General features: G+C 38.9%; 3 protein-coding genes. All 3 read left to right on the top strand.

What is annotated here, in order from left to right; all coding sequences use genetic code 11:
• Position 1 precedes the first annotated feature (1 nt).
• The 3 genes from HCN53_RS04920 to HCN53_RS04910 all read left to right on the top strand — a co-directional run bounded on the left by HCN53_RS04920 (position 2) and on the right by HCN53_RS04910 (position 14007).
• Positions 2-808, top strand: coding sequence for an enoyl-ACP reductase (locus HCN53_RS04920; protein WP_042280378.1), 807 nt, complete (start codon positions 2-4; stop codon positions 806-808).
• Between the two features lie 159 nt (positions 809-967).
• The gene (locus HCN53_RS04915) at positions 968-6811 is read left to right on the top strand and encodes a T9SS-dependent choice-of-anchor J family protein (RefSeq protein ID WP_167342207.1); all 5844 of its coding nucleotides are present in this window, start codon (positions 968-970) and stop codon (positions 6809-6811) included.
• Positions 6812-7026: 215 nt separating this feature from the next.
• Complete coding sequence (locus HCN53_RS04910) at positions 7027-14007, top strand: fibronectin type III domain-containing protein (protein ID WP_167342206.1); 6981 nt, start codon at positions 7027-7029, stop codon at positions 14005-14007.
• Positions 14008-14040: the final 33 nt, after the last annotated feature.

Raw genomic sequence — 14040 nt, 5'->3', positions numbered from 1 at the left:
TATGTCTTACAACTTACTTAAAGGAAAGCGCGGAATAATCTTCGGTGCGTTAGATGAAAATTCGATAGCTTGGAAAACAGCTCAATTAGCTCATGAAGAAGGAGCAACTTTTGTTTTGACTAATGCTCCTGTCGCGATGCGTATGGGGCAAATAAATAAATTGGCAGAACAAACAGGAAGTCAGATTATCCCAGCTGATGCAACAAATTTAGAAGATTTAGAGAAATTGATAACTGAGTCGGTTGAGATTTTAGGAGGTAAATTAGATTTTGTTCTTCACTCTATAGGTATGAGTGTTAATGTAAGAAAAGGAAATCATTATACAGATCAGAACTACAATTACACGGAAAAGGGATGGGATGTAAGTGCCTTATCATTTCATAAAGTATTACAAACATTGCATAAAAATGATGCAATGAATGAATGGGGTAGTATTGTTGCACTTACCTATATGGCTGCTCAACGTACATTCCCAGATTATAACGATATGGCAGATAATAAAGCATATTTAGAGTCAATTGCTAGAAGTTTTGGATATTTCTTTGGTAAAGAAAAGAAGGTAAGAGTAAACACGATTTCACAATCACCTACACCAACTACAGCTGGTAGTGGAGTTAAAGGTTTTGAAGGATTCTTAAGCTATGCTGAAAAAATGAGCCCTTTGGGTAACGCTACTGCTCAAGATTGTGCCGAATATACAGTGACTTTATTTTCTGATTATACTAAAAAAGTAACCATGCAAAATTTATTTCACGATGGTGGCTTCTCAAATACTGGTGTAAGCCAAGAAGTGATTGAGAAATTTTAACAAAACAATACCTAATTATAGGAGCCTCGCAGTAGCGAGGCTTTTTTTTTGAATATTGAGGAGGTTTTTAATAAAAAGTTAAAAAAGATAACATGTTAGATAATTGTTAAGTGAAAGTTAAATAGTATCTTGTGCAGACAAATTAAAATCAAACTTAACATGAAAACAAAATTACTTGTTCTAGTAGCTTTTCTATTTAGTATAGTCAGCTACAGCCAGTGTGATTATGTTCTAGAACTTACCGATAATCTAGGTAATGATTGGGTTTCTGGGGCGAATCTTACGGCTAACACGGGTGTGGATGTCACCGTTGCAGGTGTAACAACCACATTCCAAATCCAAACCGGTAATGCTGGGACTCCAGTAACCGAAACGTATAACATTACTGTAAATACAGGAGACGCGGTAAACGTGGACTATCGTCCTACAAGTTTTCCAGGAGACGGTACGTTTAGATTATTAGATTCTGAAGGTATTGTTCTTTATGATGCTGGATTTAACAATCCGGGAGGAACGGCGTTATATGCGGCTCCTGCGAGTTGTCCAACTTGTCCCGTAGTAACTGCACTTGTAGTTAACAATGCAGCTGCCGATTCGATAGAATTAGGCTGGACAAATGGAGGTTCAGAGTCAGAATGGGAAATAGAATTCGGAGTGAGTCCATATACTGTAGGATCTGGAGGTACTGTGGTTTCTGCAACTTCAAATCCTTTCACGGTTCCTGGATTAACTTCAGAAACAACTTACGATTTTTATGTAAGAGCAGTTTGTACACCTGGAACTGATATAAGTAACAGTCAAGGACCTATACAAGGTACTACGACGGAATCTTGTCCTGCTCCTGGAGCTTTTGCACCTATTACTGAAAGTGCGTTTGAAATACAATTTACTTGGGACGCAAGGGGTAATAGTAATCCTACATTTAATGTTAATTATGCTCCAACAGGAACTATTACAACTCCTGGTACCGGTCAAGGTCAACAAGAACAGCAATTTACTGCTCCACTTGCGATTGTTAGTGGATTAATGTCAGATACTGAATATGAATTTTGGGTTCAAATTGATTGTGGAAATGGAGATTTAAGTAGTTGGTCTGGACCTTATGTGGCTACAACAGCGATATCTTGTCCTGTAGTAACAGGCCTTACAACTAGTAATATACAAACTACAAGTGCTGATATTTCATGGACTGCCGGTGGAGTAGAGACGGAATGGGAAGTTGAATGGGCTGTGGCCGGAGTTATAACTAATCCAGGTACAGGGCAAGGAACAACAGTTTCTCCTAATCCTACCACACCGTCAACCTCACTGTCAGGATTGACTGATGCAACTGTGTATGAAGTTTATGTACGTGGTATTTGTGATCCTAATTTACCTGATTTCAGTAGTTGGGAATTAGTGTCTTTTACTACATTATGTTTGCCGTTTTCTTCTCCTTTAACTGTTGATTTCGAAACAGGTTTTACGCCTACAACAAATACATTTCCATCAGCTGGAGATGCATTTACCAATGAAAATTGTTGGGAAGCTAGTTCTTCGGCGAATTTTGTTTGGGTTTTAGCTCCAGGTACTTTAACAGCATCAGGAGGAACAGGTCCAGCCCCATCAGTTACAACAGGTAACTATTTTTATACAGAAGCTTCGAGTGGAACAGCAGGTGATACTACTACATTAGTTTCACCTCAGGTTGACCTTTCTGGACTTACAGCCCCAGCGGTTTCTTTTGACTATCACATGTTCGGTGGTGATATAGGTACACTTGACGTAATTGTAAGAACAGGAGGAACAGATACTAATATTTTCTCAATATCAGGTGAACAACAAACTTCAGATACTGATCCATTTGAATCATTAATATTACCATTAGCGGCTTATGCAGGTCAAACTGTTCAAGTAGTGTTTGAAGCAACATCAGCTGGAACATTTGAAGGTGATATTGCAATTGACAACGTAGGTTTCGTTGAAGCACCTTCTTGTCCGAGACCACTTAGTTTAGTTGTAAATAGCGCAACTTCTGACTCTGTTGAATTAGCATGGACAAATGGTGGAACAGAAACTGAATGGGAAATAGAATATACTGCGCCAGGTGCAGGTCAAGGATCAGGTACTGTAGTAACAGCTATCACAAATCCATTTACTGTATCTGGATTAACAGATAATACAGGTTACGAATTTTATATAAGAGCAGCTTGTTCAACTACTGACTTCAGTACATGGACAGGACCTATAGGTGTGCAAACATTATGTTTGCCATTTACAGCCCCAGCTGTTATTGATTTTGAGACAGGTTTTACGCCTACAACAAATACATTCCCTGGCACAGCTGATGCTTTTACCTCTGAAAACTGTTGGGAGGCAAGCTCATCGGGATCATTTGTTTGGGTTTTAGCACCTGGTACATTAACAGCTTCGAGTGGAACTGGACCAGCTCCTTCAATTACAACAGGTAATTATTTTTATACAGAAGGTTCCAACGGTTCAGCTGGAGATACTACAGAATTAGTTTCTCCTATTTATGATCTATCTGCATTAACAGTTCCTGCTGTTTCATTTGATTACCATATGTTTGGTGGTGATATAGGAACGCTTGAATTATTTATTAGAGCAGGTGGAACAGATACAAGTGTGTTCTCAATTTCTGGAGAACAACAACAGGCTGATACGGATCCTTTCCAAAACTTCCTTGTTTCATTAAATGCGTTTGCTGGTCAAAGTGTTCAACTGGTTTTTGTTGGGACTTCTGCTGGTACTTTTGAAGGAGACATTGCTATAGATAATATAGAGCTATTAGAAGCTCCGGCTTGTCCAACTCCTTTTAATTTTGCAACAGTAACTAATTCATCAGATTCGATTGAATTTTCATGGACAGCTGGTGGTTCTGAAACAGAATGGGAAATTGAATACACAGCGCCTGGAGCTGGGCAAGGATCTGGAACAGTTGTTACGGCTACTACAAATCCATTTACAGTTACTGGTCTTACTGACAATACAGAGTATGATTTTTACTTAAGAGCTATTTGTTCAACAACAGATCAAAGTAGTTGGACTGCTAATGCAGTATTAGCAAGAACAGCTTGTAATGCTTTTAGTATTCCATTTACTGAATCATTTAATTCTACAAGCAGTACTCAAGATTGTTGGACTGTATTAGACATAAATGGTGATGGTGATCAATGGCAGTTTGATGATACATTTGCACCTAGTGAAGGAGATGAATCTGCTTCTATGAACACTGATTTTAACGGAGGTGTTGATGATGATTATCTAATTTCTCCAGCAATTACATTGACTGGAAATGAGAGAGTGAGATATGATTATAGAGTTCGTAGCGCTAATGAACCTAATGATATGGAGGTTCTTATCTCTACAACTGGTACAAATGCTGCAGATTTTACAACGCAACTTCTTCCAGTAACTCAATATAGCAACACAACGTACATAACAGAAACTATTGATTTGTCTGCTTATTCAGGTGATGTATATGTTGCTTTCAGAATACCACCAAATGGTACTGATGGTTGGGTTATGTACATAGATAACGTAAGATTTGAAACGATACCTAGTTGTAACGAGCCTATAGCAATTAATACATCAAACATAACAACTGATGCTGTTGATATAGATTTTACAGAACAAGGCACTGCTACTTCTTGGGAAGTTGAATATGGACCAGCAGGATTTGTATTAGGGACAGGAACATTAATAACGGTTACTACGAATCCTTTTACATTAACAGGATTAATTGATAATACGGAATACGATGTATATATCAGATCAGCTTGTCCATCTGGAGGATTTAGCCCTTGGTCGGTGTCAACATCATTTAGAACTTCGTGTAATGCATTTAGTGTGCCATTTAACGAAACCTTTGATAGCACTAGTGCTACTCAAGGATGTTGGACCGTTCTAGATGAAAATGGAGATGGAGATCAATGGGATCTAGATTACTCTTTCAACACCTTCCAAGGTGATGAGGTGGCTGCAATGAATACAGACTTTAATGGTGGTGTAGATGATGATTACTTGATATCACCTGCAATTACACTCACTGGTGGCCAGCGTTTGATTTATCAGTATAGAGTGCAAAGTGCTAACGAACCTAATGATATGGAAGTACTTTTATCTACAACTGGTAATGCAGCAGCAGATTTTACTAACACTATTGTGCCTGTGAATTTGTATTCTAATACAACTTACCAAGAGCAGGTAGTTGATTTATCATCTTTTACTGGTGATGTTTACATAGCATGGAGAGTACCACCTAATGGAACTGATGGTTGGAGAATGTATATCGACGATGTCGTAATCGAAGACATTCCTTCGTGTCCAGAAGTATCTGCAATTACTATTGGAAATATTACAGCTACTGGAGCAGAGGTTAGTTGGACAAATGGTGGTTCTGAAACTGAATGGGATATTGAGGTAGTACCAGCTGGTACAACTCCTACAGGAACACCAACTGATGCTGGTGTTACAACTAATCCTTACACATTATCTACATTAACTTCAGGTACAGATTATGATGTCTATGTACGTGCTGTATGTTCAGTTGGAAACACAAGTCCTTATGAAGGTCCAGTTACCTTTACTACAAGTGCTGTTTGTGGTGACACGGTTTACGACACGGGTGGAGCTACTGGAGATTACTCAAATGGAGAAAACTATACAATTACTTACGTACCAGATGTTGCCACTAACATCGTTGAGTTAGACTTTACATTGGTAGATCTAGAGAATTGTTGTGATACTCTTACTATTTATGACGGATTAGACACAAGTGCTCCTGTGCTAGAAGCTGATTTAGAGAACCCAGCAGTTTTCCAAGGACTTAATACGGATGGTGCGATTACAATAGAGTTCACATCAGACGGTAGTGTAACTGCTGCTGGTTGGGAAGCAAGTTATAACTGTATACCTAGGCCATCTTGTGTGAACGTATCTAACATCGTATTAGACAGTTCTACAGCCTCAAGTCTTACAGTAAGCTGGACTGATAATAATATACCAGTTTCTACAGCATGGGAAGTAGTTGTGTTACCTCAAGGTAGCGCTGCACCGGTTGCTGGTACAAGTAATGCGACTTCAATACCTTATACAGAATCAGGATTAAGCGCTGATACAGAATACGATGTTTATGTAAGAGCAGACTGTGATACAAACTTTATTGGCCCTGTAACCTTTAGAACTGACTGTTCTCCGGTAACAAGTTATCCTTATGCAGCAGATATGTCTCAAAATGCTCCTAATAATTGTTGGGATGAAGCAGGTTCAGGTGATATAACTAGTGGCCCATCTAATTTTGGTGCTTCTGATTGGAGAGATGGTAGAGCGTATACCGACATCAACGGAAACGTGATCAACTCTAATGCGATGAATTTATATCAATCTGTGGATCAAGAATGGTTAATTTCTGAAGATTTTGACTTATCAGGTACTTCCAATGATGAATTAGTGATAGAAGTGGCTGTTACCAACTGGACTTTTTCTGGAACTTCTACAGCTTCTGATACAGATACGATGGGATCTGACGATCAAGTAGATCTTATGGTTTCGACAGATAATGGTGCGACATGGAGTTCAATCTTTACTTGGACATTGGCTAATCAGCCAGCTGTTACAGGTACTAGAGAAACGATAGACATAAGTGCCTACACAGGTATTACAAGGTTTGCAATATATGCAACCGACGGTGCTGTGGATGATACTGAAGATTATGACTTCCATGTAGGTGTTTTTGAAATAGATGCATCTGCAAGTGTTGACAACACTCAGGAATTAGGATTTACTTATTATCCTAACCCAACGGTGGACATAGTTAACATATCAGCAGTAAATACTATTGATAGCATAGTAGTAACAAATCTTAATGGTCAGCAAGTAGTAAGTTACAAGCCAGCATCTCAAAACGCTGTGGTGGATCTTTCTACTTACTCAACAGGAATGTACTTGCTTCAAGTTTCAAGCAACGGAGCTACAAAAACTGTACGAGTGATTAAAGAATAGATTTAATTTAATTCAAATAGAAGGCCGCCTTGTGCGGCCTTTTTTTATGCTTTCGCGAAAGCGTAATAATCAGTAAAAATTAAAAATCGATTAGCTTACTAGATAAAGAACATTTTGTCGGTTGAATATTGATTACATCGAATATGTTAAGATACTGTTATCATGTGTTTGGAGAATTCACTATTTTGAACGGATAATTTAACAAAATTTAACCCATGAGAAAAATTTACTTATTACTAAGTGCTCTCTTGATTACATTCGCCGTCTCGGCTCAATGTAATTATACCTTAGAACTTACCGACAACCTCGGTAACGACTGGGTTTCAGGAGGTAACCTTACGGCAAATACTGGTGTTGATGTCACCGTGGCCGGAACAACCACCACTTATGCTATTCAAACTGGTAGTGCAAATCCACCAGCTGTTGAGACTTACAGCATAACAGTTAATGACGGAGATGCGTTGGTTATTGATTATCGACCAACACAATTTCCAGGAGATGGAACATTTAGATTATTGGATTCTGAAGGAATATTAGTCTATGATGCAGGATTTAACAATTCTGGAGGTATGGCTATTTTTAGTGGTAATGCCACTTGTCCAACTTGTCCAGCTGTAAGTAACATAACGGCAGGAAATGTTGTCGCTGATTCGGCAGAGATAGCTTGGACTGCTGGAGGAAGCGAAACGTCTTGGATAATAGAATATGGTATTAGTCCCTATACTTGTGGTTCTGGTGGAACTCAGGTTACTGTAAATTCTAATCCAGCAACGCTTTCAGGTTTAAGTTCTGTTACATCATATGATGTTTATGTAATTGCTGATTGTGGTAGTGGAGATTTCAGTGCTTGTCAAGGTCCTGTAACGTTTACAACAACAGAATCTTGTCCATCTGCTTCAAACTTTGCTCCTGTAACAAATACTTCTAATAGTATCTCATTTGTATGGGATTCAAATGGTAACCCAAATCCGGTAGTTAATATTGAGTACGCTTTACAAGGAGTGATAACTACACCAGGAACTGGTCAAGGAACTGTTGTTCAGCAATTTACTGCTCCTTTTGCAGATGTTACTGGATTAGCTTCTGACACGTGCTATGACTTCTTTGTGCAAATTGACTGTGGAGCTGGTGATTTAAGTTTATGGTCTGGACCGTATCAAGCTTGTACTTTAATAAGTTGTTTTCCGGTTTCTAGTTTAGAATCCGTTTTTGTAGGTCCAGATTCTGCTGATATTTCATGGTCTGCAGGACAAACTGGGTCAACAGAATGGGAAATTAATTATGCTCCTGTAGGAACGATTACCACTCCATTTGATTCACCTGCTCAAGGTACCGTGGTAACATCAAATAGTGCAAATTACTCAATTACTTCTTTAACTCCGGATACTGAGTATGATGTTTATGTAAGAGAGGTTTGTGATCCTAATTTACCAGATTACAGTACAGCAGAACAAATAACAGTTTTTACTCAATGTCTTCCTTTGACTGCTACAACTGCCATGCCTTATGTGGAAGATTTTGAATCTTTTACTGGTACAACAAATTTTTCAAGAGAAAACTGCTGGTCAGCAGAATTTGTTTCAACCAATACATTCAGTCAATATGAATGGGCTGTTACCACTTCAGGTACAACACCTTCAGCGGGAACTGGACCTGATGCTGCTAACAGCGGTACTAATTATATGTTTACTGAAACTTTAGGTTCAGATGGAGATACTGCAACATTATTTTCTCCAATTATTAATGTAGATGGTTTAACTGAACCATCTGTTCAATTTGCTTATTTCTTATATGGAGCAAATATGGGAAGCTTAAGTGTTGATGTTTGGGATGGAAGTGCTTGGCAAACAGGATTATTTGCGACTTCTGGACAAATTCAAACTTCAGGATCTGATCCATGGGAAAATGCGATCATTAACTTAGCTGGTTATACTGGTGATATTCAAGTAAGATTTGTATCTACCAGAGTAGGATTTACAACTGGAGATATGGCAATTGATGACTTCAGTATAGAGGAAGCTCCTGCTTGTGCACCAGTTGCTTTATTAGGTACAGGTGTATTAAATGCAAATGATGCTGAAATTCTTTGGACTAGTCAAGGATCAGAAACATCATGGATAATTGAATATGGTCCAACTGGTTTTACACCAGGTACAGCTTCAACAGATCCTAATGTATTTGAAGTTACTGCAGGTACAAATCCATTCACTTTAACAGGTCTAATGCCTAACACAGCTTATGATTTCTACGTAGTTGCAGACTGTGGTTCTAGTACATTAAGTACACAAACCGGTCCAGCAACCTTTAGAACGGCGTTTTTACCACCTCAAGGAGTTACGTGTCCTAATGGTGACAATGTATTTGCTTTTCAAGAAGAGTTTGAAAACAATGATAATGGTTGGACGGGTGACATAGGAGTAGGAACCACTACTGCTGGTTTATGGAATTTTAATAGAGCGATTTCACCAACTTCTACAGGCACAGGTCCTGACGCTCCTTTTAGTGGAGGCGGATTCGCGTATTTAGAAACTAGTGGAACATTTACAGTTGCTGAAATAGTTTCACCAGCAATTGATCTAAGTTTTGCAACTGATAGTGCTGAACTATCTTTCTATTATTTTGCTTATGGTGCTGAAGTGGATACGTTTGAAGTAAATGTTTCTAACTCACCTACAGGTCCTTGGACTAATGTATTTACTGCGCAAGGTCAATTACAAACTGCTGGATCTGATCCGTGGGCACCAGTAGGTGTTAATCTTGATGCATACCTAGGACAAACAATTTATTTACAAATTACAGGTCAAGAAGCTCCTGGTAGCACTGGATTTGCAGCTGATATAGCTATAGATTTAATGAGAATAGAAACTTGTGGAGCCTTTTGTTCTCCACCTAATCAAATAGCATTATCCAATATTACCGATACAACTGTAGATATTGACTTTAATGATACCAATGCTACAGCTGCTTCTAATTTTGAATATATTGTAGTACCAGCTGGAAGTACACCACCTGATGCAACTACTAGTGGTACAGCAACTTCAACAACAACAGGAAATACTGCAACAGGTCTTACGGCATTTACCGATTATGACGTTTACGTAAGAACAGATTGTTCTGGGGCTGCTGGATTCTCTTCTTGGTCAGGTCCAGTAAGTTTTCAAACAACTTGTGCAGCGTTTGCAGCTCCTTATTTTGAAGGATTTGAAGCTTTTACAGTATCAACCTCTTTTGTAGAAGAAAACTGTTGGAGTACTCCTCAAACAACTGGATATACTTGGGATGTGAGTACTGGTGGTACAGGTTCTACGAATACTGGTCCATTAGCAGCTTACAATGGAAATAATTATTTCTTTACTGAAGCTTCTTCTGGAACGACTGGAGCAGTTGCAGAGTTAGATTCTCCTTTGATTGACTTATCTGCACTTACTACACCTACCTTGACATTTGCTTACCATATGTGGGGACCGGATTTTGATAATCTTGCAATCGATATTAATGATGGTTCTACTTGGATATTAGATGTGTTCACACTTACTGGACAACAACAGACTAATCAGGCTGATCCATGGCAGATTGCACAAGTAGATTTATCTGCTTACGCGAATATGACTATTCAAATTAGATTTAGAGGAACGAGAGGAACTTCGTTTGGTGGAGATATATCTATCGATGACGTAACTGTTGATGAATTACCTACTTGTCCTAACGTATCTGACTTGAACGCTGACTCAATTACTTCTACTGAAGCTAATTTGTTCTGGAATGAAAATGATTCGGCTACTTCATGGGAATATGAATATGATGTAACTGGATTTACTCAAGGATCAAGTGCTACGGGAGTACAAACTACAAGTACTAATACAGGTGAATTAATTAGTGGTCTAGCTCCAGATACAACCTACGATTACTATGTTAGATCTGCATGTCCTAATGGTGGATTTAGTAACTGGGTAGGTCCTTTCTCATTTACAACTAGGTGTGCGCCGTTAACAGCTCCATATGCTAACGATTTTGATTCAGACCCAATAGATGGTTTAAATAATTGTGAGTCAAATTTAATTGTAGGTAGTGGAACAACAGCTGCACTAGTAGAAGTTGAGGACTTCATTGCAAATTCTGGTTCGCAACATATTTACATGTACAGCGGTAGTCCAGCAGCTACTGAAATCTTCTGGATTTCTCCAGAATTCTCTGACTTAAGCAATGACAAACGAGTTAAATTCCAAGCTTATGATCGTGATACAGGAGGAATTGAAGTTGGAGTTATGACTGACCCTACTGATTCTTCTACCTTTACAAGTGTTCAAACTTTTGCCAATGCTGATTTACCGGATGATCAATATGAACTGATAACTGTAAACTTTACTAGTATTACAACAACTGGTGGATTTGTAGCTATTAAATTCAATCCGTTTGGAGCATTTGATGCTATGTATATTGACGACTTTGTGTACGAAGTACAGCCTAGTTGTTTAGAACCAGCTAATTTATCAACGGTTGCTGTTGCAGACACTACTGCAGACCTTGATTGGGATGCAGGAGCAACAGAGACAGAGTGGGACGTAGTTGTAGGTCCAGTAGGTTTTGACCCATTAGACCCAGCCACTTATGCAATTCCATTAGTTAACGTACTGACAAATAGCAATGTTCAGGTTACAGGATTAACACCTGAAACCGATTATGAATTCTACGTGCTAGCTAGATGTGGAGCTGGTGATGAAAGTGTTTTCACAGGTCCTGAACTATTTACAACAACTTGTGCAGCTTTTACAGCTCCTTATTTCAACGGATTTGAAAATATGGCAACAAGCACATCTTTTGTTGAAGATGATTGTTGGACAGCTTCATCTGATAGCGCATACGATTGGAATGTTGATGGTAGTGGTTCTACACCTTCTACAGGAACAGGACCTCTTAATGCAAATACAGGATCAAATTATTTCTATACTGAAGCATCAAGTGGTACAGTAGGAGATACTGCAACCTTAGTTACTCCGTTGATTGATCTATCAGGATTAACAACGCCATCGGTAGAGTTCTTTTACCACATGTTCGGTGGTGAAATAGGTACACTAGACCTTGAAATTTATGATGGTACTTCTTGGACAAATATCTTTACTGTTGGTCCAGGTCAACAGCAAACAGCTCAGGCTGATCCGTGGTTACCACAATTAGTTGATCTAACTGCTTACGCTGGTCAAACGGTTCAATTTAGATTCATAGCTACATCAAATGGTACCTTTGAAGGTGATATATCTATTGATGATTTTAAAGTGGATGAATTACCTGCATGTCCTAATCCATCTGTTCTTACTGTAGCAAATGTTACTGACGCAAGTGCAGATTTAAGTTGGACTGAGAACGGCTCATCTACATCTTGGATTGTCGAGTATGGCCCTTGTGGATTTACACCGGGAACGGCTTCTACCGATCCTAACGTGTTTGAAGTAACAGCTACAACGAATTCTAATTTTGTAATTACAGGTTTAACAAGTGAAACTTGTTATGAATTCTATGTTACTGCAGATTGTGGTGGAGGAACTTTAAGTAACCCAACTGGTCCTGGAACATTTACCACGGCTTGTTCAGCATTTGTAGCTCCATATTCAGAAGGTTTTGAGTCTTTTACAGTTACCACTTCATTTGTTGAAGAAAATTGTTGGAGTACTCCTCAAACATCAGGATACACTTGGGATGTTAGTACAGGTGGTACTGGATCAACTAATACAGGTCCTACAGCTGCAGCGACAGGATCTAATTATTTCTTTACTGAAGCATCTTCAGGAAGTGCAGGTTCTGAGGCAGAATTAGTGTCCCCATTAATAGACATGACTGCATTAACTAATCCAGCATTAAGTTTTGCATATCACATGTGGGGTCCAGATTTTGATACCTTACATGTTGATGTGAATGATGGTTCAGGTTGGGATCTAGATGTGTTCACTCTTGTTGGACAACAACAGGTAAATCAAACAGACGCTTGGCAAACTGCTATAGTTCCACTAGGAGCATACAACGGTGCTACAATTTCTGTTAGATTTAGAGGTACACGTGGTGCTTCTTTCGGTGGAGATATAGCTATAGATGATGTAGCTGTAGAGGACTTCAACGGCTGTTTGACTCCGTCTAGCATTACTGTTGCTAATATTACAGCGACAACTGCAGATGTATCTTGGACAGCAGGTGGATCTGAAACTGCATGGGAATATGTTGTAGTTACAGCTGGTTCTGGAGCTCCTACAGGTGCGGGAACATCTACAACAACAACTACCGTGACTGAAAGCGGTCTTACTGCTTCTACAAGTTATGAAGTTTATGTGCGTGCAGATTGTGGAATGGGTAACTTTAGTACGTGGGTAGGCCCAATTACCTTTAGTACTGCATGTTTACCGGTTACATCATATCCTTATGCGGCAGATATGTCTCAAAATGCACCTAATACTTGTTGGGATGAAGCAGGATCTGGTGATATAGCTTCTGGTCCTTCAGGATTAGGAACTTCTGACTGGAGAGATTCAAGAGCCTATACAGATATTAATGGTACAGTGGTTAATTCAAATGCACTTAACTTATTCCAAAATATAGATCAGGAATGGCTAATCTCAGAGGATTTTGATTTATCAGGAACTTCTAATGATGAACTTACGATTGAAGTGGCCGTTACTAACTGGACAACTTCTGGTATCTCTGATGCTACAGATACTGATACAATGGGATCTGATGATCAGGTTGATTTATTAGTTTCTACTGATAATGGTGTGACTTGGACTTCTCTATTTACGTGGACAGTGGCAAATCAGCCTGCTGTAACAGGTACTAGAGAGATAATTGATATTAGCGCTTACAGTGGAATTACAAGATTTGCAATTTACGCAACTGATGGTGCAGTTGATGATGTTGAAGATTACGATTTCCACGTAGGAGTATTTGAAATTGACGCAGCAGCTAGCGTTGATAATACTCAGGAATTAGGATTCACTTATTATCCTAACCCAACTATAGATGTTGTAAATATTAACGCGGTGAATACCATAGATTCTGTTACAGTAACGAATCTAAGTGGTCAACGTGTTGTTAGTCTTAAACCAGCGTCTCAAAATGCGGTAATTGATCTTTCGACTTATTCTACAGGAATGTATTTAATTCAGGTTACTAGTAACGGTGCAACTAAAACTGTACGAGTAATTAAAGAATAACTTCATTTCTTTATACTTAAAAGGCCGCCTCGT

The organism is Nonlabens sp. SY33080 (assembly GCF_011784885.1).
Lineage (GTDB): Bacteria > Bacteroidota > Bacteroidia > Flavobacteriales > Flavobacteriaceae > Nonlabens > Nonlabens tegetincola.
The sequence above is the reverse complement of the archived record's forward strand: the minus strand, read 5'-3'. Positions and strand labels throughout refer to the sequence as shown.